18 protein-coding genes, 1 tRNA gene and 1 pseudogene are annotated in these 20,951 nt (G+C 66.8%); 9 read left to right on the plus strand and 11 right to left on the minus strand.

The window, feature by feature from the left end; translation table 11 throughout:
• A pseudogene (locus AS031_RS00005) lies at positions 1-368 on the minus strand (pyruvate dehydrogenase (acetyl-transferring), homodimeric type); the annotation flags it as partial.
• 327 nt (positions 369-695) lie between these two features.
• On the opposite strand from AS031_RS00005, the gene AS031_RS00010 reads away from it, so the two are divergent.
• The 3 genes from AS031_RS00010 to AS031_RS00020 are packed head-to-tail and all read left to right on the plus strand — an operon-like array spanning position 696 to position 3,872.
• Complete coding sequence (locus tag AS031_RS00010) at positions 696-2,261, plus strand: NCS1 family nucleobase:cation symporter-1 (protein ID WP_058266910.1); 1,566 nt, start codon at positions 696-698, stop codon at positions 2,259-2,261.
• A gap of 51 nt (positions 2,262-2,312) precedes the next feature.
• Complete coding sequence (locus AS031_RS00015) at positions 2,313-3,056, plus strand: aspartate/glutamate racemase family protein (RefSeq protein ID WP_058266119.1); 744 nt, start codon at positions 2,313-2,315, stop codon at positions 3,054-3,056.
• Between the two features lie 42 nt (positions 3,057-3,098).
• Entirely contained in the window at positions 3,099-3,872 is a 774-nt protein-coding gene (locus AS031_RS00020) for an SDR family oxidoreductase (protein WP_058266120.1), read from the plus strand.
• Between the two features lie 46 nt (positions 3,873-3,918).
• Here AS031_RS00020 and AS031_RS00025 read toward each other — a convergent pair whose 3' ends face one another.
• From AS031_RS00025 to AS031_RS00035, 3 genes are read right to left on the minus strand one after another with little or no spacing between them, the layout of a single operon-like run.
• The gene (locus AS031_RS00025; protein ID WP_058266121.1) at positions 3,919-4,296 is read right to left on the minus strand and encodes a sterol carrier family protein; all 378 of its coding nucleotides are present in this window, start codon (positions 4,294-4,296) and stop codon (positions 3,919-3,921) included.
• Between the two features lie 43 nt (positions 4,297-4,339).
• Entirely contained in the window at positions 4,340-5,356 is a 1,017-nt protein-coding gene (locus AS031_RS00030; protein ID WP_058266122.1) for an asparaginase, read from the minus strand.
• A gap of 49 nt (positions 5,357-5,405) precedes the next feature.
• On the minus strand, positions 5,406-6,992 hold the full coding sequence (locus tag AS031_RS00035; RefSeq protein WP_058266911.1) for a molybdopterin-dependent oxidoreductase: 1,587 nt from the start codon (positions 6,990-6,992) through the stop codon (positions 5,406-5,408).
• A gap of 96 nt (positions 6,993-7,088) precedes the next feature.
• Here AS031_RS00035 and purD point away from each other — a divergent pair, with 96 nt between their 5' ends.
• Complete coding sequence (gene purD / locus AS031_RS00040; protein ID WP_058266123.1) at positions 7,089-8,405, plus strand: phosphoribosylamine--glycine ligase; 1,317 nt, start codon at positions 7,089-7,091, stop codon at positions 8,403-8,405.
• A 1-nt stretch (position 8,406) separates the two neighbouring features.
• The gene (locus AS031_RS00045; protein ID WP_058266124.1) at positions 8,407-9,345 is read left to right on the plus strand and encodes a phosphoribosylaminoimidazolesuccinocarboxamide synthase; all 939 of its coding nucleotides are present in this window, start codon (positions 8,407-8,409) and stop codon (positions 9,343-9,345) included.
• A gap of 42 nt (positions 9,346-9,387) precedes the next feature.
• Here the strand turns inward: AS031_RS00045 and AS031_RS00050 are convergent, their stop codons facing one another.
• Positions 9,388-10,653 carry a helix-turn-helix domain-containing protein gene (locus AS031_RS00050; RefSeq protein WP_058266125.1) on the minus strand — a complete coding sequence of 422 codons (1,266 nt, stop codon included), beginning with the start codon at positions 10,651-10,653 and terminating at the stop codon, positions 9,388-9,390.
• Positions 10,654-10,787: 134 nt separating this feature from the next.
• Between AS031_RS00050 and AS031_RS00055 the strand changes: the two genes are divergently transcribed.
• Positions 10,788-11,012 carry a hypothetical protein gene (locus AS031_RS00055; protein WP_058266126.1) on the plus strand — a complete coding sequence of 75 codons (225 nt, stop codon included), beginning with the start codon at positions 10,788-10,790 and terminating at the stop codon, positions 11,010-11,012.
• A 155-nt stretch (positions 11,013-11,167) separates the two neighbouring features.
• Here AS031_RS00055 and AS031_RS00060 read toward each other — a convergent pair.
• The 5 genes from AS031_RS00060 to AS031_RS00080 form a co-directional block, all read right to left on the minus strand.
• Positions 11,168-11,244: transfer RNA gene (locus tag AS031_RS00060), tRNA-Pro, on the minus strand.
• A 92-nt stretch (positions 11,245-11,336) separates the two neighbouring features.
• Positions 11,337-13,163: an ABC transporter ATP-binding protein gene (locus AS031_RS00065; RefSeq protein WP_058266127.1), complete on the minus strand. Its 1,827-nt coding sequence runs from the start codon at positions 13,161-13,163 to the stop codon at positions 11,337-11,339.
• The gene (locus tag AS031_RS00070) at positions 13,160-14,968 is read right to left on the minus strand and encodes an ABC transporter ATP-binding protein (RefSeq protein ID WP_058266128.1); all 1,809 of its coding nucleotides are present in this window, start codon (positions 14,966-14,968) and stop codon (positions 13,160-13,162) included. The genes AS031_RS00065 and AS031_RS00070 overlap by 4 nt, the downstream gene beginning before the upstream one ends.
• A 193-nt stretch (positions 14,969-15,161) precedes the next feature.
• Complete coding sequence (locus tag AS031_RS00075) at positions 15,162-16,106, minus strand: metallophosphoesterase (protein ID WP_058266129.1); 945 nt, start codon at positions 16,104-16,106, stop codon at positions 15,162-15,164.
• A gap of 6 nt (positions 16,107-16,112) precedes the next feature.
• The gene (locus AS031_RS00080) at positions 16,113-18,428 is read right to left on the minus strand and encodes a transglycosylase domain-containing protein (protein WP_058266912.1); all 2,316 of its coding nucleotides are present in this window, start codon (positions 18,426-18,428) and stop codon (positions 16,113-16,115) included.
• Positions 18,429-18,465: 37 nt separating this feature from the next.
• On the opposite strand from AS031_RS00080, the gene AS031_RS19700 reads away from it, so the two are divergent.
• The 3 genes from AS031_RS19700 to AS031_RS00090 are packed head-to-tail and all read left to right on the plus strand — an operon-like array spanning position 18,466 to position 20,082.
• Positions 18,466-18,621 carry a Sp36 family protein gene (locus AS031_RS19700; protein ID WP_141688716.1) on the plus strand — a complete coding sequence of 52 codons (156 nt, stop codon included), beginning with the start codon at positions 18,466-18,468 and terminating at the stop codon, positions 18,619-18,621.
• A 1-nt stretch (position 18,622) separates the two neighbouring features.
• Complete coding sequence (locus AS031_RS00085) at positions 18,623-19,156, plus strand: RidA family protein (RefSeq protein ID WP_058266130.1); 534 nt, start codon at positions 18,623-18,625, stop codon at positions 19,154-19,156.
• Positions 19,157-19,170: 14 nt separating this feature from the next.
• Complete coding sequence (locus AS031_RS00090; protein WP_058266131.1) at positions 19,171-20,082, plus strand: NUDIX hydrolase; 912 nt, start codon at positions 19,171-19,173, stop codon at positions 20,080-20,082.
• Positions 20,083-20,138: 56 nt separating this feature from the next.
• Here AS031_RS00090 and AS031_RS00095 read toward each other — a convergent pair whose 3' ends face one another.
• Positions 20,139-20,816, minus strand: coding sequence for a Crp/Fnr family transcriptional regulator (locus AS031_RS00095; RefSeq protein ID WP_009359192.1), 678 nt, complete (start codon positions 20,814-20,816; stop codon positions 20,139-20,141).
• Between the last annotated feature and the right edge of the window lie 135 nt (positions 20,817-20,951).

The following is a 20,951-nucleotide window of genomic DNA, read 5'->3' on the forward strand; positions in this document are numbered from 1 at the left end:
GCGTAGGTGGAGATGTGCCCGCCGACCCCGATCTCGGGCCGCTGCGCCCGGTGCACCATCACCGCGGCGTTCCAGCGCATGTACGCCCGGTACCGGCGCTCGTACTCCTCGTTGCCCGGGAACTGCGCTTCCTGGTCCACCGGGATCGTGTTCACATAATCAGTGGTCGTCACCATCGGCACGCCCACGCTCTGCGCGCCCGCGCGCTGCAGCAGGCTCCGCATGATGTACCGGGCACGCTCGGTGCCCTGTTCCCGGATCAACGCATCCAGGGACTCAACCCACTCCGCAGTCTCTTCCGGATCACGATCAGGCAGCTGGTCAGTCAACCCGCTGAGGATATGGGAGGTATCTTCTCCTGCAGCCACGGGAGCCTCTTTTCATCATCGAATGGCCCATGTTTTCGTATTGTGAGAAAACATTCTTGCATGTTGAGATTATCCGCCACTGCGCCCACGGGTCAACGCCGGAGGTGCCGCCTGCCGCAGCAACCCGGACGGGGCGGGTTTTCGACCAATTGTGACCGCCGTCCCACCGCGCAGGATCTTGACGGCACGTGATCCAGGTCATAGGCTTCTTTCACTATTCAATATCTTGATTCCGCAATATGGAATAACAGAAACGATGTGGGCATCAACGCGATGCCGGCCTTCGGCCTCACCATTTCCGGAATCCCCAGTGAATTGAGACTCCCCATGACCACCCCTCCTCCGGCGGGCGTTGAGGCCCAGGACCTGACAGCGCCGTCAGCGGTTCCCACCCATCCGTCCGTCAGCGTCGAAGCCCTCTGTGAAGCTGCCAGCTCGGCTTCCGGCAAGGACATCAGCCCCACCCTCTACAACGTGGACCTTGCCCCCACCAAGCGTGCCGGGCGCAGCTGGACCAGCTACAGCATCTTCACGCTCTGGGCCAACGACGTGCACAGCCTGGGCAACTACGCCTTTGCCATCGGCCTCTTCGCCCTGGGCCTGGGCGGTTGGCAGATCCTGCTGGCCCTGGGCATCGGTGCGGCGCTGCTGTTTGGGCTCCTGACCCTGTCCGGATTCATGGGCGTCAAGACCGGCGTTCCCTTCCCCGTGATGAGCCGCATCAGCTTCGGCATCAGGGGAGCCCAGATCGCCAGCCTCCTTCGCGGCGCCGTGGCCGTCGCATGGTTCGGCATCCAGACCTACCTGGCCTCTGTCGTGTTCCGGGTCATGCTCGTGGCCATGTTCCCCGGGCTCGCCGACCTGGACAAGGATTCCATCCTGGGCCTGTCCACCCTCGGCTGGGCGGCATTCCTCATCCTCTGGGTGGTGCAGTTGGTGATTGTCAGCTTTGGCATGGAGATGATCCGCAAGTACGAGGCCTTCGCCGGCCCGGTCATCCTGGCCACCATGGCTGCCATGGCCATCTGGATCTTAGTCGAAGCGGGCGGCTCCATCGCCTGGTCCTCGAACAATGCCCTGGAAGGGATGGACATGTGGCGGACCATCTTTGCCGGCGGCGCCCTCTGGGTATCCATCTACGGCACGTTCGTCCTGAACTTCTGCGACTTTACCCGGTCGGCGGTATCAAAGAATGCGGTGGTGCGCGGAAACTTCTGGGGCATCCCCATCAACATGCTGCTCTTCGGCGCCATTGTGGTGGTTATGGCCGGCGGCCAGTTCAAGATCAACGGCACCATCATCCAGAGCCCCTCCGACATCGTCCAGACCATCCCCAACACGCTGTTCCTGGTCCTGGCCTGCCTGGCCCTGCTGATCCTCACCATCGCAGTGAACCTCATGGCCAACTTCGTTGCCCCGGTCTACGCGCTGACCAACCTGTTCCCCAAGCGGCTCAACTTCCGCCGGGCCGCCATCGTCAGCGCCGTCATCGGCCTCGTCATCCTGCCGTGGAACCTCTACAACAATCCGCTGGTGATCGTGTACTTCCTGGGCGGCCTCGGTGCCCTGCTCGGCCCGCTGTTCGGCGTCGTCATGGCCGACTACTGGCTGATCCGCAAGGGCAAGGTCAACGTTCCCGAGCTGTACACCGCCTCTCCCGCCGGCACGTACTTCTACCGGAACGGCGTCAACCCCCGGGCCATCACCGCCATGGTGCCCGCCGCCGTCGTGGCCCTGGGCATCGCCTTTATCCCGGCGCTGGCCGCCGTGGCACCGTTCGCCTGGTTCTTCGCGGCAAGCATTGCGGCGGGGGTGTACTGGTTCGTCGCCGACAGGAACCAGGCGCTGGAAGACCACGACGGCGAGTCCATCGCCGTTGCCAGCACCCACTGACGCGGCACGCCCGCACCGACGCCCCGTACCCCGGCTTTTCAAAGGAACACCATGCGCATCCTCGTTGCCAACGTCAACACCACCACGTCCATGACCGACTCCATCGCCGCCTCGGCCCGGGCTGCAGCAGCTCCCGGCACCGAAATCGTCGGCATCACGCCGCGGTTCGGCGCCGACTCCTGCGAGGGAAACTTCGAGAGCTACCTTGCCGCGATCGCCGTCATGGACGCGGTGACCAGCTACCCGGAGCCGTTCGACGCCGTGGTCCAGGCCGGGTACGGCGAACACGGCCGCGAAGGGCTGCAGGAGCTCCTGGACGTCCCGGTGGTGGACATCACCGAAGCCGCCGCCAGCACCGCCATGTTCCTGGGCCACAAATACTCCGTGGTGACCACCCTTGACCGCGCCGTCCCGCTGATCGAGGACCGGCTCAAACTGGCCGGCCTGGACGCCCGCTGCGCCTCGGTCCGGGCCAGCGGGATGGCCGTGCTGGAGCTTGAGGAGGAACCCGAACGGGCAGTGGAGGCCATCGTCAGCGAAGCGATGCTGGCCGTCACCCGGGACAAGGCCGAGGTGATCGTGCTGGGCTGCGGCGGCATGGCCGGGCTTGATGAACAGATCAGGCAGCGCGCCGGCGTGCCGGTAGTGGACGGGGTGGCCTCCGCTGTGACCATTGCCGAGTCTCTGGTGCGGATGCGGCTTTCCACCTCCAAGATCCGGACCTACGCTGCACCCCGGCCCAAGACCGTCATAGGCTGGCCCTTGAACAGCGCCGGCGTGGCAGCGCAACTGTAGGCCGCGACAGCAATACCGGTACGTGCACAACCAGGAGAGAACGTGAGCAATACCCACCCAGAGAGCCGGCCGGCGGCACGCACCGCGGTGGTCACCGGCGCCGGATCCGGCATCGGGCGGGAGGTGGCCCGCCAACTGCTGGCAGACGGGTACTCGGTGGCGCTGGCAGGCCGGCGGGAGGCACCATTGAAGGAAACCGCGGCGGACCACCCGAACGCCCTGGTGGTGGCGTGCGACGTCACCCGGCCCGACGACGTCGAGCGCCTCTTCGAAGAGGCCCTGCAGCACTGGGGGCGGGTAGACCTGCTCTTCAACAACGCCGGGGTCTTCGGTCCGGCCGCGGGCGTGGATGAGATCAGCCTGGACGAGTGGAATGCCACCGTTGCCGTAAACCTCACCGGGTCCATGCTCTGCGCCGCCGCTGCCGTCCGTGCCATGAAGCTCCAGCAACCACAGGGCGGGCGCATCATCAACAACGGCTCCATCTCGGCGCACTCCCCGAGGCCGCGGACGGTCGCCTACACGGTGACCAAGCATGCGATGACCGGCCTGACCAAAAGCATCGAACTGGACGGCCGTGGCTACGGCATCACCTGCGGACAGATTGACATCGGCAATACCGCCACAGACATCATGGACACCATCGGGGTTGGTTCCGGCGCGCTCCAGGCTGACGGCAGCCGCCGGGTCGAGCCGACGTTCCCGGTGGCGGACGCCGCCCGGGCGGTGCTCACGATGGCCAACATGCCCGCCTCGGCAAGCGTGGGGTCAGTGGTGGTCACGGCCGCCGGCATGCCGTTCGTAGGCCGCGGCTGACCGGATGCCCTGACGGGCGGAAGCCGGGCAGCAGGCGCAGGAGCACCTAGAGGGGGAGCAGCGCCGACAGGTCGGCGCGCAGCCCGGAAGCGGCAACCTTGCCCGCCGCGACGGCGTCTGCCCAGTCCACCTGGCCCGTTGCCATGGCAAGCCAGGTGGCGGCGTCGGTCTCGATGACGTTGGGCGGCGTCCCGCGCGTGTGCCGGGGGCCTTCGACGCACTGGGTGACGCCGAAGGGCGGCACGCGGACTTCCACGGAGTTCCCCGGCGCCCGCGCCGTGACTTCCTCCAGCGTGTAGCGCACGGCGGTAGCCAGCACGGCCCGCGGGACCGGAGCGTCCGACGCCGGCCGGGCACCTTCCAGCCAGGCCTTCAGTGCGGCTTTGCCTTCTTCGATATCAATGCGGCGGCGGGCGGTTGCCATGGGTTTCCTCTTACTGCAGTGCGGCGGCGGCGGGGATGATGGTTCAGTCCAGCAGGGCTGAAACCGCGGGACCCAGCCGGATCCGGCCCACCGGGCGGCCTCCGCCCATCACCGGTTCCACGACTTTCTCCAGGACGCTGGCCACACCCGGAATGTCGACCGCGCCCGCGGCGGCCAGCAGGGTCAGCGCCACCAGGGAGGTGGCACGGAGGTTTCCGTCGAGGATCTTGACGGCCACCGAAACACCCTGCGGTGTCGCCATGGCCAGCACGCCTTCTGCGCCGATCTTGGCGATGATCTCCAGCTCATCCATGACCAGGGTGTTGGCTTCACCCTTGCCCTGCACCGCCCACGGATAGTCCAGCATGGACGTGGCGATCGTGGCGGCGCGGGCGTTGAAGCTCTGGTCACCGGGCGCCTTGGCCAGCAGGGAATAGCCCTGGGCCAGGCCTTTCAGCGAGACGGCTGCCACAGGAGCGCCGCAGCCGTCGATGCCCAGGTGCGCGATCTTCTCGCCGGTGTATTCCTCGATGGCGGTGCGCACCCGCTGCTGGAGGGGATGGTTCGGTTCCAGGTAGCTGTGGGTATCCCAGCCGTTCTCGGTGCAGGCCCACAGGAACGCGGCGTGCTTCCCTGAGCAGTTGAACGCCAGCCGGGACTTTCCCTTCTCGGACCGGACCAGCCAATTGCGGGCGGTCTCATCCTGCGGCCACGCTTCGGGGCACTGCAGCTGGTCCTCCCGCACCCCGGCAGCCTTGAGCATGCCGGCCACCACATCCATGTGGTCCAGGGAGCCGGTGTGGCTGCCGCAGGCCACGGCAACCTGGGCTCCCCGCAGCGGGACTCCGGACTGCATGGCGGCCAGGGCCTGGAATGGCTTGAGCGCACTCCTGGCGTAGATGGGCGTGTGGATGTCACCCAGTTCCGTGACCACGGACCCGTCGGCGGAGAGGAGGACTGCGGATCCGATGTGCCGCGACTCGACAAAGCCGCTGCGCTCGATCACGGCCAGTTCGACGGCGGAGTCCACGGTGAAGGTGGCATGCGGATTGTGCGGCATCCTGCCAGTCTAGGGGGCCGTCCGCGGCGGGCGCTGCCGGACGCGGCCCTTACTCCACGGTGACCATGACGGACTGCCAGCCGGAGGCGCCGTCGGGAACGGGGTCGGCGCGCTGGTCCGTCTGGACCTCCCCGGTGCCGTCGGTGGCACGGACCTTGATGTAGTGCGGACCCGGCGCAGCTTCCCACTCGTAGGACCACTGGCGCCAGGTGACCGTCGACGCCTCCGTGGACAGGGTGGTCTCCACCCAGTCGCCGTTGTCGATCTGGATCTCCACCTTGGTGATGCCGCGTGTCTGCGCCCACGCGGTGCCACCCACGGCAACTTTTCCTGCCGGTACCTTGGCGAAGGACTTGGGCACCTCCACGCGCGCCATGGTCTTGATGGGACCGCGCTCCGACCAGCCGCGGTTGGTCCAGTACGCCTTGTTGTCGGCAAAGCGGGTCACTTCCAGGTCCACCACCCACTTGGTGGCGGAGACGAACCCGTACAGCCCCGGAACCACCATCCGCACCGGGTAGCCGTGCTCCAGCGGCAGGGGTTCTCCGTTCATGCCGATGGCCAGCATGGCGTCGCGGTCGTCCTGCAGGACCTCCAGGGGCGTGGAGGCGCTGAAGCCGTCGATGGAGGTGGACAGCACCATGTCCGCGCCGTCCTTGGGCCTGGCCCGGGCCAGGACCTCGCGGAGGGGAAGGCCAAGCCATTTGGCGTTGCCGGCCAGGTTCCCGCCCACCGGATTGGACACGCAGGTGAGGGTGACATGTGATTCGACCAGCTGCGCATCCAGCAGGTCCTGGAAGGTAAGCGTCACTTCTTGCTCCACCAGGCCGTGCACGCGCAGTTCCCAGTCATCGACGTTGATTTCCGGAACGCTCAGGGCCGTATCGATGCGGTAGAACTCATTGCTGGGTGTGAGCCACGGGGTAACGCCCGGTACGGGCGACTGGACGCCCGCGGGAACCGCCGGCGCCGGAACGGCCGGTGCAGGCAGCTGCAGGGCATCCCGCGCCTGGGCTATGTTGCTGCGCGCGGCACCCAGCAGCCGGCCGCCCGTGGCAGCGATCCCGGCGGCCACTGCGGTGATGCCGGCGGCGGCGAAGAAACCACGGCGGCTGGCGCCAGGGGCACCCTGGCCCGTTCCGCCGTCGGACGCTGTGTCTGCCGGAGCTTCCGGCCACTTCTTCAGCCCCCACAGGCGCACCAGCAGGCGGCGCAGGACCACCAGCCCGGCCAGCGTCCCCAGCACGGCGGGAATGGCATCCGCCGGCCCGACGCCTGCACGGGTCACCACGCAGGCCACGATCACTGCGCCCATGAACAGGACCCCGAGCACGCCCAGCGCCCACTTCCGGTAAGCCACCACGCCCAGGATGCAGGCCAGCACCGCGATGGTCAGGCCCATGCCCGCAAACAGGGCGGCCTTGTCATTCGTGCCGAAGGTGGCGATGGCGAAGTCCTTCAACCACGGCGGGGTGAAGTCGATGAACGTGGACCCCAGCGCCACCAGGGGAGCGGCCCGCGGGGTGAAAAAGGCCCCAAGCAGTTCCGCCACGGCAAGAACGACGGCGGCAGCCACCATCCCTGCAAGCGCGGCCAGGGCAGCCGGTCCAGTGAGTCGGTTCCGAAGCGTCGTCATGGCAGGGGTTCGGAGCGGGACGGTGCCGCGGATGGCAGCTGCCGGGCAGGACACAGCTTAGGAGTGGGCTGGGTCCACAAAGTACGCTTGGAGACTGTGAAGGTACTCGTCATCGGCCCCGGAGGCCGCGAACACGCCATTGTCCGCTCCCTGCTCGCCGATCCCAACGTATCCGAGGTCCACGCTGCACCCGGCAACGCCGGCATCAGCAAGCTGGTCCCCACCTACAAGATCAACGGCAACGATCCCGACGCCGTCGCGAAGCTGGCCACCAGGCTGGAGGTGGACCTGGTGGTGGTGGGCCCCGAGGCTCCGCTCGCCGCCGGAGTCTCCGATGCCGTGCGTGAGGCAGGCATTCCCGTTTTCGGGCCCAGCAAAGCCGCCGCGCAGCTGGAAGCCTCCAAGGCGTTCGCCAAGGAAATCATGGCCGAGGCCGGCGTCCCCACAGCCATGGCCATGGTGGCAGCCAACGCTGAGGAAGCAGCCTCCGCTCTGGACACCTTCGGCGCGCCCTACGTGGTCAAGGACGACGGCCTGGCCGCCGGCAAGGGCGTGGTGGTCACCCGCAACCGCGACGAAGCCCTGGCGCACGCGCAGTCCTGCTTCGACGCTGGCGGATCCGTGGTCATCGAGGAATACCTGGACGGGCCCGAGGTCTCCCTCTTTGTCCTCTGCGACGGACACAACACGGTGGCGCTCTCGCCGGCCCAGGACTTCAAGCGCATCTTCGACAACGACGAAGGCCCCAACACCGGCGGCATGGGCGCCTACACCCCGCTGGAATGGGCGCCCGAAGGACTCGTCCAGGAGGTCATCGACCGGGTGGCCCAGCCCACCGTCAACGAGATGGCCCGCCGCGGCACCCCGTTCGTCGGCGTGCTGTTCGTCGGCCTGGCCCTGACCTCGCGGGGCACCCGCGTCATCGAATTCAACGTCCGCTTCGGCGACCCCGAAACCCAGGCCGTCCTGGCACGGCTGAAGACACCGCTTGGCTCCCTGCTGCTCTCCGCCGCCAAGGGCGAACTGGACACCGCGGAAGAGCTGCGCTGGGCGAAGGAGACCGCTGTCGCCGTCGTCGTCGCCTCCGAGAACTACCCGGACACCCCGCGCACCGGGGACCGGATCCGCGGACTGAAGAAGGCCGAAGCGCTCGAAGGCGTGCACGTCATCCACGCCGGAACCGCCCTGGACGAGGACGGCAAAGTGGTCTCCGCCGGCGGCCGCGTCCTGGCTGTCGTGGCCCTGGGCAGCGATCTGGTGGAGGCGCGCGAACGCGCCTACGACGGCGTGGAGCTGATCCAGCTGGACGGTGCCCAGTTCCGCACCGACATTGCCCGCAAGGCGGCCCGCGGGGAGATCAAGGTGCCGTACGGCGCCACGGGCCAGCTGCCCATCACGAAAGCGAAGGCCTAGCATGAGCGAAACCCCTGCACAGCGCGGCTTCAACGCACGCACCCTCGACCTTCCCGGATGGACGCACGTCTACTCCGGCAAGGTCCGCGACCTGTACGAGCCGGCCGACGACTCCATCAAGGAGCAGCTGGGCCAGGACTGCGTGCTGGTGGTGGCCAGCGACCGGATCAGCGCCTACGACCATGTCCTATCCAGCGAAATCCCGGACAAGGGCCGCATCCTGACCCAGCTCAGCCTCTGGTGGTTCGACCAGCTGGGCGTGGAGCACCACGTCCTGGCCTCCTCGGTGGAGGACGGCGTTCCTGCGGCCGTGGAGGGCCGGGCCATGATCTGCAAGAAGCTGGACATGTTCCCGGTGGAATGCATCGCCCGCGGCTACCTCACCGGGTCCGGGCTGCTCGAATACCGTGCCTCCGGCACGGTCTGCAACATCCCGCTGCCGGAGGGGCTGGTGGACGGTTCCCGGCTGGAGCACGCCATCTTCACGCCGTCCGCCAAGGCCGAGGTCGGCGAGCACGACGAAAACATCACGTACGACGCCGTGGTGGCACTGGTGGGCGATGACATCGCGGCCCGGCTCAGCGAACTGACGCTGAAGATCTACACGACGGCGGAGAAGATTGCCCGCGAACGCGGCATCATCCTGGCGGACACCAAGGTGGAGTTCGGCTACGACGCCGTCTCGGGGTCCATCACGTTGGGCGACGAGGTGCTGACCCCGGATTCTTCCCGGTTCTGGGATGCCGCCACCTACCAGCCTGGCCAGGCCCAGCCGTCCTATGACAAGCAGTATGTCCGGGACTGGCTGACATCTCCGGAATCCGGGTGGGACCGGGCCTCTGATTCGCCGCCTCCGGCGCTTCCGGCCGAGGTGGTGGAGCGGACCCGCAGCCGCTACGTTGAGGCCTACGAGAAGATCACGGGCAAGACGTTCGCCTGACGGGAGCCCCAGCTGCTCCCGGCCGGCGGATGGCCGCTGCGGTCAGCTGGCCTTTGCGGCGTTGGCGGCCCGCTTCTGGGCCAGCCTGATTTCCAGGACCGCGTCCAGTGCCTGCTGGACGCGGTCCGCGGCTCCGGCTGCACTGAAGGCCTTCTGCGCTTCCTCAAGGTGCATCAGGGCTTCTTCGGACTCACCGGCGGCCTTGAGCGACTTGCCCAGCAGCAGTGAGACTTCACCGGCCGTGTGCTTGGCAAGCGAGGCGCGTTCTGCGTGGATTTCGCGGAGCTTTTCGACGGCGGCCACGATGTCCCCGGTCAGGTACAGCCACCTGGCACGGATGAAAGCCACCTCCAGCTGGTCCGACTTGTTGCCGCCCACGATGGACAGCGCCAGCTCGGCCCGTTCAATCGAGGACAGCGTCTCCGGTTCCACGATCCCCGAGGACAGCCGCACCGCCGCCGAGGCCTTGTTGAACCGGGCCCACAGTTCGATGTCGTTGGCGGGGGAGAGGAGCCGGGCTGCGCGCTCGTGGTGCTTGATCCCCTCCTGGTAGTCGTGGCGCATGAAGGCCACGTTGCCGATCACCCAGGCGACCTCGCCGGCCAGCTGGGACATCGAGTGCTCGTCCACATGGTCGTTCATCGCCTGGCAGTATTTCCAGGCCTCGTCCAGCCGCCCGCTTTCAGCCAGCGCCCCGATCAATGCCCGGTGCGCACCGATGATGAGGGTCGAGCCCTTGGGCAGCTGCGAGCAGAGCTTAACGGCTTCCATGGCATGGTCCACCGCTGCGCTCAGCTGCCCCTGTCCCTGGCAGATGCCCGCGAGCATCTGGCGGGCACGGACGGCCAGGCCGGCCGACTCGGTGGCCATGGGGTGTTCCAGCAGGTGCTGCATGATGCGCTGGCATTCCTGCCAGTTGCCCTGCTTGATGAGGCACTCCGCCTGCATGTACGTCATGTTCCACCAGGCACTGGTGTTGCGTCCGTCCAGCGCGATCTGCGCAGCCGTGGCGGCGTGGCTGGCAGCCAGCGGGTAGTCCCGCAGGTCCCAGGCCTGGCGGGCGTACAGGCCTGCCAGGACGTACTCGGCATCACTGACCGAAATGGGCTGGCTCCAGGCCTCCAGGGCCTTCGGTGCCAGTTCCAGCCTGCGCGCCAACTCCTCGATGACCTCGGCGGTCGGTTCCCGCCGGCCGGTCTCAAGCAGCGAGATGTAGCTGGGAGAATACAGGTCCTTGCCCAGTTCGGCCTGCGTCAGCCCCCGTTCGAGACGCTCCGCGCGGAGCTTCTCCCCGAATCCGTTGCCCACGGCGTTTCCTCCTCTTCCAGGACAGTCTTTTCACCAAATGCTTGACAGTCCCTGTGGAAAACATTTTACAATGTATGTCAACAAGGACTGTGCTGGCTTTGTAACGAATCCGACTCGTATTGAGGAACCTATTTATGTTGAAGAAGATTGCAACCGCGGCCGTCCTGGCCGGTGCCCTTGCTTTTTCTGCTGCGGCCCCGGCCGTCCTTTCTGCCGGTTCCACCGCTGATTCCAACGGTACTTCGGTAGCCGTCGGTAACTGGCCTGACCCGATGTCCAAGAAGACCAAGGACACCAAGAAGGACACCTCCAGCACCAGCTACACCACCTACGTGGGTAACTGGCCGGATCCGATGTAATAGCTTCCTCACCCAGGAGGCGCAGGCAGCCCCGGAGCATCCGCTCCGGGGCTGCCTTTTTTGTTGGCTGCGCCTTGCGGCCTCCCGCTGCAGCCCCGTCGGCGCAGGCCGGTTAAACGCGAAGAGGGCCTCCGCAATGAGACCCTCTTCACTTGTGGTCGGGATGACAGGATTTGAACCTGCGACCTCTTCGTCCCGAACGAAGCGCGCTACCAAGCTGCGCTACATCCCGATCCGTTGCCCAAAAGCAACTTTACAAGAATAGCCGATTCCGGGGCCCGATGCGAAATCGGGCATCCGGACCGCCGGGCGCGCCTTGCAGGATCAGACCAGGGAGTCCTTCCATGCCCCATGCAAGTCGGCGAAGCGGCCGCCGCCGCCAATGAGTTCGGCAGGGCTGCCGTCCTCGACGATGCGGCCATCGTGGACCACCAGCACGCGGTCCGCGGTCTCAACGGTGGAGAGCCGGTGGGCGATGATCAGGGCGGTCCTGCCGGCCGAGTCGGTGCCGGCGAGGAGCTGCGCCAGTCCATGCTGCACCAGCCGTTCCGAGGGGATGTCCAGGGACGAGGTGGCCTCGTCCAGGATCAGCACGGCCGGGCGGGCGAGGAAGGCGCGGGCGAAGCTGATCAGCTGGCGCTGGCCGGAGGACACCCTGCCGCCACGCTTGTTGACGTCGGTGTCGTACCCGTCCGGCAGCTGCAGGATGAATTCGTGCGCGCCCACCGCCTTCGCTGCCTCCTCGATTTCCTCGCGGGACGCCTCCGGCCGGCCCAGGGCGATGTTGTCCGCGACCGTGCCGCTGAAGAGGAACGCCTCCTGGGTGACCATGACGATGTTGCGGCGCAGGTCCGTGGTGCTGAGGTCCCGCAGGTCCACGCCGTCCAGGGTCAGCGAACCGGACGTGACGTCGTAGAAGCGGGCAATCAGTTTGGCCAGGGTGGACTTTCCGGCACCCGTCTGCCCCACCAGGGCCACCGTCTGCCCGGCCGGGATCTGCAGGTTCAGCCGCGGCACCACCACCGGCCCGTGGCCGTAGCGGAATTCCACTTCCTTGAAGTCGATGGCGCCCCTGGCGCCGGGCAGGGGCACCGGGTTTTTGGGCGGCCGCACGGTGGGAACCTCTTCCAGCAGGCCCGAGACCTTTTCGAGGGCCGCCTGGGCGCTCTGGAAAGAGTTGTAGAACATTGCCATCTGGTCCACCGGCTGGAAGAAACGCTTGGTGGACAGGATCAGTGCAAGAAGCACGCCCACGGCCAGGTCGCCGGTGAGCACGCGGAACCCGCCGACCAGCAGGACCACCGCCACGCAGACGTTGCCGATCAGCACCAGTCCCGGCTGGAAGATGCCGTTGAGGTTGATCGACCGGACCGTCACCTTGCGGTAGTCCTCGGCGAGCTGTCCGTAGGTTTCGGCGTTTTCGGGTTCCTTGCGGAAGGCCTTCACGGCGCGGATGCCGGTCATGGTCTCCACGAAGTGCACGATCAGCCGGGCGGACACTACCCGGGATTCCCGGAATGCGATCTGCGAGTGCTTTTGGTACCAGCGCGCCAGGAAGAACATGGGGACGCCGGCGGCCAGCACCAGCAGGCCGCTGCGCCAGTCCAGGGCGAAGACCGTAATGGCGGTGAACACCATGAACAGCAGCCCGGACGCGAGCGAGCTTACGCCGGAGTCGAGGAGTTCGCGGAGGGCCTCCAGGTCCGAGGTCTGCCGGGCAATAATCCTGCCGGAAGTGTATTTCTCGTGGAACTCCAGGCTGAGCCGCTGGGTGTGCCGGAAGACCCGCACCCGCAGGTCCAGGAGCATGGCCTGGCTGAGCCGCGCGGTGGAGGTGACGTAGAGGGCGGTGAGTCCCGCCGTCGCCACCGCCGCGAGGAGGTACGCGGCGCCGGTGAAGACCAGCGGCAGGTTATCGCCGGCCTGCAGCGCCGGGAGGGCGTGGTCGATCCCGAAGGCGATCAGTGCCGGTCCAGCCACCCTGGTTGCCTGGGAGAGGACCACCATGGCGATGGTCAGCCAGAACCTCAGCCGGACGGGGCGGATCAGCGAGCCGAGCAGGGCCAGTGAGCGGCGCCGGACTGCCCGGCTGTCGCTCTTGCTGAGGTGGGCGTTGTCCTCGTTGGCGGTGCCGAACGTTGCGGTACTCATCGGGTCACTTCCTCGGCCTGGTCTTCCAGCTCCGACAGTTCTGTGTCGAGGTCACGCGGCTCCTGGTCCAGGCTGGCGATGACGTACCGGTAGTGGGCGTTGCCTGCCAGCAGCTCCGTGTGCGTTCCCACGGCCGTGATCCGTCCGTCCTCCAGCAGGGCCACCCGGTCCGCCAGCGCCACCGTGGACGGGCGGTGGGCAACGATCAGGGTGGTGGTGTCCCGCAGGACCTCCCGGAGCCGGGCCTCCACGAGCTCTTCGGTGTGGACGTCCAGGGCTGACAACGGGTCGTCGAGCACCAGCACCCGCGGGCGGGCGGCGATGGCACGCGCCAGGGCGATCCGTTGCCGCTGGCCGCCGGAGAGGCTCAGCCCTTCCTCGCCGATCAGGGTGTCCACGCCGTCCGGGAGGGAGTAGGCGAAATGTGCCTGGGCAACGTCCAGCGCCTCGCCCAGCACTGCGTCCGAGCGTTCACTGGCGCCCAGGAGCACGTTGTCGCGGACGGAACTCGAAAACAGCGTGGTGTCCTCGAAGGCGACGCTGACCATGCGCCGCAGTTCCTGGACGTCGAAGTCCCTCAGGTCGACCCCATCGATGGTGATGGCGCCGTCCGTGACGTCGAACAGGCGTGGAACCAGCTGGATCAGGGCACTCTTGCCGCTGCCGGTGATGCCCACCAGCGCCATCGTTTCGCCGGGCCGCACCTCAAGGTTGACGTTGGCCAGGATCGGTTTGTCCGGGGCGTCCTCAAAGGCGAAGGATGCGTCGTTGAAGCGCAGCGCTCCGGCCAGGTGCCGGGGGCGGCTGGGCTGGGACGGGCCGGTGATGGTGTTTTCGGTGTCCATGACTTCGTAGTGGCGGTCGACGGCGGTCTTGGCCGTCAGTGCCATGGCGAGCAGCATGCCGGAGAACTCCACGGGGGAGGCGATGACCGCTGCCGTTGCGAAAAAGGCCACCAGCGCGCCGATGCTGAGCTGCCCGCCGGCGCACAGGATGATGCCGACCACCAGCCCGGCGCCGAGGGCAAGTTCGGGGAGCAGGGTGACCACCATCGTGAAGGTTGCCTGGTGGCGTGCCTTCTCGATTTCGGTCTGGCGGAGTTCCTCGGCCTGTTCGTTGAAGTTCTCCAGGGCCTCGCGGCTGCGCCCGAAAGCCTTCAGGACGCGGATGCCGTGGACCGATTCCTCCACGGTGGTGGCGAGGTCGCCGGCCTGGTCCTGGCTGCGCCGGGCCACCTTGCTGAAGCGGGTCCGGAAACGGAAGCTGTTGATGGTGATGGGCACGGCCGCGGCAAGGAAGATCAGGGCCAGCTGCCAGCTCATCCAGAACATGGCCGCGAGGCCGATGATCACGGTCAGGGTGGTCACCACCAGCATGATGGCGCCGAATGCCATCCAGCGCCGCAGGAAGTTCAGGTCCGTCATGGCACGGGAGAGCAGCTGCCCGGAACCCCAGCGGTCGTGGAAGGAGACGGCCAGTTCCTGCAGGTGGCCGTAGAGGGAGACGCGCATCCGGGTTTCCACCGTGGTGGCCGGGTTGATGACGAACTGCCGGCGCAGCGCCACCAGGACGGCTTCGGCGACGCCGAGGACCAGGATGACCCCGGCCGCGACCCACACCGCTTCGGTGGCGCCGCCGGGCTTCAGGGATTCGTTGACCAGGACCCGCAGCACCTGGGGGATGGCGAGGGCCACGATGCTGGCCAGCAGGGCGCACAGCAGGCCCAGCAGGAGCCTGGGGATGATGGGCCGGACATGGGGGTAGAGACGGCTGATTGACCTGAAAAATAGAGTTTGCTTCGCCATGCCCGCTTCTAAAGCTCTAAAACGAATGTAGTTTCCCGTAGCAACTACCCTATGCCATCGCGTGAGGCGATTCACAGGGAAACGGTCCGCTTCGCAAGCTTGCTGACTTATTGCATTGCGTAATGCACTGCTGCCCTATCAGATCGGGTCGCCAAAACCCTGTTTTGGGTGCCCGATCTGATGGCGCAACGGGTCAGGAGGGAGCGGTGAGGGTCAGGAGCACGGCCTCCGGCCTGCAGGCGATCCTCACCGGGGCGAAGCGTGAGGTGCCGATGCCGGCGGAGACGTTGACCGGCGTCGTGCGTCCGTTGCTGTGCCAGTCGTTCAGGCCCTTGGCGCGCCAGGTGGGAAGGTCGCAGTTGGAGACCAGCGCGCCGTACCCGGGGATGCAGAGCTGCCCGCCGTGCGTGTGGCCCGCCAGCAGCAGGTCCGCCCCCTCGTCGGTGAAGTGGTCCAGCACCCGCTGGTAGGGCGCATGGATGACGGCGATCCTGAGGTGGTCCTTGGCGTCCTGGTTCCGGGTTCCGCGGGGCCAGCCGGCGTAGCGCTCCCGCTTCAGGTGCGGATCATCCACGCCGGAGAAGTCGAAGCGCATGCCGTTCAGTACCAGGGACTGGCTCCGGTTGGTCAGGTCCACCCATCCGCCCATGCCGAATCCGGACCGCAGCCGGGGCCAGTCCAGGGCGACCGGTTTGGGTGCCGCCTTGGACGGGCCCAGCAAATAGGACGCCGGATTCTTCAGCGTGGGGGCGAAGTAGTCGTTGGAGCCCGGAACGAAGACGCCGGGAAATTCCATCAGCGGTTCCAGGGCGGCGAGCAGCGGGTCCACGGCCTTGATGTGGCTGAGGTTGTCGCCGGTGTTCACCACCAGGTCCGGCTCGAGGCCGGCCAGGGACCGGAGCCAGGCGGCCTTCCGGTCCTGGCCCGGAACAAAGTGGATGTCGCTGAGGTGCAGGATGCGGAACGGCGCCCTGCCCGGCGGGAGGATGGCCAGCGTCTCTTCGCGGAGGACGAACTGGTTCTTCTCCCACAGTCCGTAGCCGAACGCGGCCAGGCCGGCCGCCGTGCCTGCTCCTGCGGTGACGGCAAAGCCGCGCCCGATTGCCCGGGCGCGGCTCAGCAGGGTGTCCATGGTCATGGCCGGTCAGTCTTTTCCGCCGTTGCCGTTCCCGTTGCCGTTGTTGCTCGGCTGGGGAGCGGGCTGGGTGGCTGCCGGCGCCTGGGAAGGCTGCGGGGCCTGGGTGGCTTGCGGAGCGGACGGTGTGGTGTTCCGGGTGGTGCCGCCGCCGTTGAGCATGTTGCTCGGCGGCGCCGGGAACGGATCCGTGCCGTAGCCCGGAGCGATCGCTGACATGTAGTTGGAGAACATGGGTCCGGCGATCATGTAACCGTCGATGCCCTGGTAGAACTTCCCGTTCACGGTGATGTTCTGGCCCGGACGCCCCTGGGCGCCGAGTGCATCACCGAACCAGGCAGCGGTGGCAAGTCCGGTGGTGTGGCCCACAACCCAGGTGGAGCCGTTGTTGTTGGACGTACCGGTCTTGGCGCCGATGGGGAAGCTGGTCCGGGTGGAGATCCGGGGCTGGATCAGGGAGCCCGAGCCGCGGTTCAGGACTTCCTGCAGCGCGTAGTTCACGCCGCGGGCCACTTCCGGTTTGATGGCGTCCCGGCAATTGGTGGACTGCGCCGGGAGCTGCTTGCCCGTGGCGTCCGTGACGGACGTGATGGCGATCGCCTCGCAGTACTTGCCGTCATTCGCGAACGTGGCGAACGCGCTGGCCATGGTCAGCGGGGAGGTCTGGGTGGAGCCGAGCAGGTTGCCCAGCAGGGACATGTTGATCTTCGGGTTCGGCTCGGAGCCGTCCGCGGAAGGCAGGCCGCTGTGAAGCCCGACGGCGTCCACCACCTTCTGGATGCCGCAGAAGTCGAGCTGGGCGGCCGAGGCGAACGTGACCGTGTTGATTGAGTTGTAGAGGCCCTCAAGGACCGACAGCGGCCGGTACCACTGCGGTTCGGCGTTCTGCAGGTCATCGGCGGTGCCAAGTCCGGCGTTCTTCTGCGCCGTGCTGTAGCCGCCGGTCACCTTGCCGCAGGAGTGGCGCCACGGGAAGCTCAGCGGGTACACACGCTGGGCGGAGTTCACCACGGTGTTCATCGACTTGCCCTCATTGAGCCACTCGGCGAACGTGAACGGCTTCATGGTGGAGCCGGGCTGGAAACCGCCGATGCCGTTGAGGTCGTTGCCGTCCTTGTCCATCTGGTCCACGTTGAAGTTCAGCTGCGAATCGAAGCCCTGGTTCGGCAGGAACGTGGTGTTCTGGGCCATCGAGATGATCTTGCCGGAGTTCGGCTGGACGGACACCATGGAGGCGCCCCACTTGTCCGGGTTGGCGCCGGCTGACGCGTTGACCTGTTCCTGGGCAACGGCCTGGGCCTTCGGGTCAAGCGTGGTGGTGATGGTCAGGCCGCCGCCGTAGATGAGGCGCTGGCGCTCTTCGCGCTCGGCACCGTAGGCGGGGTTGTTCTCCAGCAGGTGCAGGACGTAGTCGCAGAAGTAGGGGGCCGAGGAGGCGTACGCGCAGCCCTGCTTGGGCTGGGTGACCTTCGGTTCCACCGGGGTGGCCACGGCGGCGTCGTGCTCTTCCTTGGTGATCTTGCCCTGGTTCAGCATCAGGCCCAGGACCAGGTCGCGACGCTGCTTGGAGCTCTCCGGGTTGGTGATCGGGTCGAAGGCTGAGGGGCTGTTCACCAGGCCGGCCAGGAGTGCCGCCTGGGGCAGCGTGAGGTCCTTGGCGGAGGTGCTGAAGAAGTAGCGTGACGCAGCCTCGATGCCGTAGGCGTCGCGGTTGAAGAAGACAATGTTCAGGTAGCCCTCAAGGATCTGGTCCTTGCTGAACTCCTTCTCCAGGGCGATGGCGAGCTTCATTTCGCGGAGCTTGTCGCCCACGCCCTTGTTCACGCCGTTGAGCTTGATCTGGTCCTCGTTGCCTTCGGCGGCGAGGTTGGCGTTGAGCACGTTGTTCACGTACTGCTGCGTGATGGTGGAGGCGCCCTGCTTGTTGCCGCGGGCGGTAGCCGCGAGGGCGCGGAGGATGCCGGTGGTGTCAACACCGCCGTGCTCGTAGAAGCGGCTGTCCTCAACGGCGATGACAGCTTCCTTCATGTACGGGGAAATCTGGTCCAGGGCAACCTTGGTGCGGTTCTCCGTGTAGACGCTGGCGATCTCGCTGCCGTCCGCCGCCAGGATCCTGGTGGTCTGGTTCGGGGGATCGACCTTCAGTTCCGCCGGGAGGGTGTCAAAGAACTCGATGGAACCGCTTGCTGCGCTGCCCGAGACAGCGGCCGCCGGCACCAGCAGGCCGGCCACCAGGACACCGCAGACAGCACTCACGCCAAGGAAAATGAGGATCTTTCCGAGGGTGGTGGCAGTATCGAATAAGGGGTTCTTACGAGATGCCATGTTTTCCACTTTACCGGCAAGGACTAGTCTTTCTCTCATGACCAAATGGGAGTACGCGACGATTCCGCTCATTATCCACGCCACGAAACAGATCCTGGACCAGTGGGGAGAGGACGGCTGGGAGCTCGTCCAAGTGGTCCCCGGACCGGACGGAACCGGCCTGGTTGCCTACCTTAAGAGGGAGAAGCAGTAGCATGAGCACCCCCGCAGAAGCCCGCACCGCCGCGGATTCCGCCCCCGTTTCAGCCGTTGAGCAGCGCCTTGCCGAGCTTGGCCTGAGCCTTCCTGAGGTCGCCGCGCCGGTGGCCGCGTACGTGCCCGCCGTAATCTCCGGCAATCACGTGTACACCTCCGGCCAGCTGCCTTTTATTAACGGCAAACTCGAAGCTACGGGCAAGGTCGCCGCCGGCGCCGAAGCCACCGCCGACGAGCCCACCGTGTCCCCGGAGGACGCCAAGAAGTACGCCGCAGTCTGCGCCGTCAACGCGCTGGCGGCCGTCAAGAGCGTGATCGGGGACCTGGACCGGATCACCCGGATCGTCAAGGTTGTGGGATTCGTCTCTTCCGATCCCACCTTCACCGGACAGCCCGCTGTGATCAACGGTGCGTCCGAACTGCTGGGCCGTGTCCTCGGTGACGCCGGCCAGCACGCCCGTTCCGCCGTCGGCGTTGCCGTGCTTCCCCTTGACGCCCCGGTGGAAGTCGAACTGATCGCCGAATTCAGCTAGGACCGGTCTTTTCCTTGCCACAGCTCGCCCGTCGTCTGTTTGCACTGCCCGAGGATCTTGAAGGGGCAGCGCAGAGCTGGCTTGAACACGGCGACCGGACGCCCCGGGCCGCACGCCTTGCCTCATCGGTGGTCCTCTTGCGGGATTCCCCCACCGGCCTGGAAACCTGGCTGGCCTACCGGCCGGGTTCCTCGCCGCTGGGGGTCCTCGCCTTCCCCGGCGGATCGCTGGATGCGGCCGACGACGAGCCCATGGGCTGGCTCGGACCCTCACCCCAGCAGTGGGCTGAGCAGATGGGAACGGACGACGTCGGGCTGGCGCGCCGGCACGTGGTGGGGGCTATCCGCGAACTCTTCGAGGAAACCGGGGTGCTGCTGGCCGGGCCGGACATGTCCAGCACCGTCGAGGCAACCTCGACCTCCGAGTGGATGCGCGCCCGCGTGGCCGTCGCCGAGCAGGAGAAGACCCTTGCCCAGGTCCTGGACAAGCGCGGCCTGTCGTTGCGCACGGACCTGCTGAAGTCCCTGGTCAACTGGCGGACACCGGATTTTGCGCACCGCAGGTTCGATACCAGGTACTTCGCCGCGACCGTCCCGATGGGCCAGGAGCCCACGCTGCTGGAAGGAAAGGGCGTGTGGGGCCGCTGGGTCAACGCCGGCGAGGTGGTGGCCGGGCGGAACAGCAGCGCCCTGGGCGACGAGGTGGGGCAGGAGAACACCACCGGCCGGAGCCTCGGCAAGCTGCTGGTTCCCGGCTCGGAGATCATGCTCGAAAAGATGGCGGGCGCCAACGGCTGCATCGCCTACCTGAGCTACAAGCGCAAGGCCCACGTCTACCAGCCGACCCTCGTGGAAGAAGACGGCAGGCTGATGCTGGAAGTGGAAGCCGCCAAGACCACCCCCGGCGACCCGCAGCGCGAACGCTGAACCACCGGAAAAGCAAAAGGCCGCCCCGTGGGGCGGCCTTTTCCTGTGCCTGGTGCCTAGCGGGAACGCTGGCGGAGGCGCTGCATGTCCAGGATGACGACGGCGCGGGCTTCGAGCCGGAGCCAGCCGCGCTGGACGAACTCGGCGAGGGCCTTGTTGACGGTTTCGCGCGAGGCGCCCACCAGCTGGGCGAGTTCTTCCTGGGTCAGCTCGTGGGCCACCAGGACGCCGTCGGTGGCGGGACGGCCGAAGCGGTCGGCCAGGTCCAGGAGTGCCTTGGCCACACGGCCCGGAACGTCCGAGAAGACGAGGTCGGACAGGGAGTCGTTGGTGCGGCGGAGCCGGCGGGCCAGTGCCTGCAGCAGCTGCGCGGAAACCTCGGGCCGGGTGCGGAGCAGGTTGTTCAGGCTCTCGTTCTTGAGGCCGGCAAGGCGCGTCTCGGAGACGGCGGTGGCCGTTGCGGTGCGGGGGCTGGGATCGAACAGGGCCATCTCGCCGAACAGTTCTCCCGGGCCGAGGATGGCCAGCAGCGACTCGCGGCCGTCCGGGGAAGTGCGGCCAAGCTTTACCTTGCCGGAGACGATGAAGTAGAGCTGGTCACCCTGGTCGCCCTCGCGGAACACCGACGCGCCGCGGGAGAGGTCCACCTCGGTGAGCTCGTCCGTCAGCAGACGGAATGCGTCGTCGTCGAGCGTGGCGAAAAGTGGTGCTCGGCGCAGTACCTCGATGTCCATGAAATCTCCTGAGTAAAAGTATCGGCTGTGGGCGCTTTTGCCATTGTTTCAGAATTTTCAAGGTTCTGTGACGAACTTGGCATGCGAAACACCTATGAGACGGCCCGTGAACCGGACGGCAACAGGCCGCAGCGG

Origin of the sequence: Pseudarthrobacter enclensis (assembly GCF_001457025.1) — a bacterium.
In the GTDB taxonomy this organism is placed as follows: Bacteria; Actinomycetota; Actinomycetes; order Actinomycetales; family Micrococcaceae; genus Arthrobacter; species Arthrobacter enclensis.

Excerpts from the sequence above, each read along its gene's own strand:
- AS031_RS00055 (WP_058266126.1), top strand. The coding sequence starts at position 10,788 with ATGTTGAAGAAGATTGCAACCGCGGCCGTCCTGGCCGGTGCCCTTGCT.
- AS031_RS00085 (WP_058266130.1), top strand. The coding sequence starts at position 18,623 with ATGAGCACCCCCGCAGAAGCCCGCACCGCCGCGGATTCCGCCCCCGTT.
- AS031_RS00045 (WP_058266124.1), top strand. The coding sequence starts at position 8,407 with ATGAGCGAAACCCCTGCACAGCGCGGCTTCAACGCACGCACCCTCGAC.
- AS031_RS00075 (WP_058266129.1), bottom strand. The coding sequence starts at position 16,106 with ATGACCATGGACACCCTGCTGAGCCGCGCCCGGGCAATCGGGCGCGGC.
- AS031_RS00025 (WP_058266121.1), bottom strand. The coding sequence starts at position 4,296 with ATGGCAACCGCCCGCCGCCGCATTGATATCGAAGAAGGCAAAGCCGCA.
- AS031_RS00010 (WP_058266910.1), top strand. The coding sequence starts at position 696 with ATGACCACCCCTCCTCCGGCGGGCGTTGAGGCCCAGGACCTGACAGCG.
- AS031_RS00080 (WP_058266912.1), bottom strand. The coding sequence starts at position 18,428 with ATGGCATCTCGTAAGAACCCCTTATTCGATACTGCCACCACCCTCGGA.
- AS031_RS00070 (WP_058266128.1), bottom strand. The coding sequence starts at position 14,968 with ATGGCGAAGCAAACTCTATTTTTCAGGTCAATCAGCCGTCTCTACCCC.
- AS031_RS00015 (WP_058266119.1), top strand. The coding sequence starts at position 2,313 with ATGCGCATCCTCGTTGCCAACGTCAACACCACCACGTCCATGACCGAC.
- AS031_RS00065 (WP_058266127.1), bottom strand. The coding sequence starts at position 13,163 with ATGAGTACCGCAACGTTCGGCACCGCCAACGAGGACAACGCCCACCTC.
- AS031_RS19700 (WP_141688716.1), top strand. The coding sequence starts at position 18,466 with ATGACCAAATGGGAGTACGCGACGATTCCGCTCATTATCCACGCCACG.
- AS031_RS00095 (WP_009359192.1), bottom strand. The coding sequence starts at position 20,816 with ATGGACATCGAGGTACTGCGCCGAGCACCACTTTTCGCCACGCTCGAC.
- AS031_RS00035 (WP_058266911.1), bottom strand. The coding sequence starts at position 6,992 with ATGACGACGCTTCGGAACCGACTCACTGGACCGGCTGCCCTGGCCGCG.
- AS031_RS00030 (WP_058266122.1), bottom strand. The coding sequence starts at position 5,356 with ATGCCGCACAATCCGCATGCCACCTTCACCGTGGACTCCGCCGTCGAA.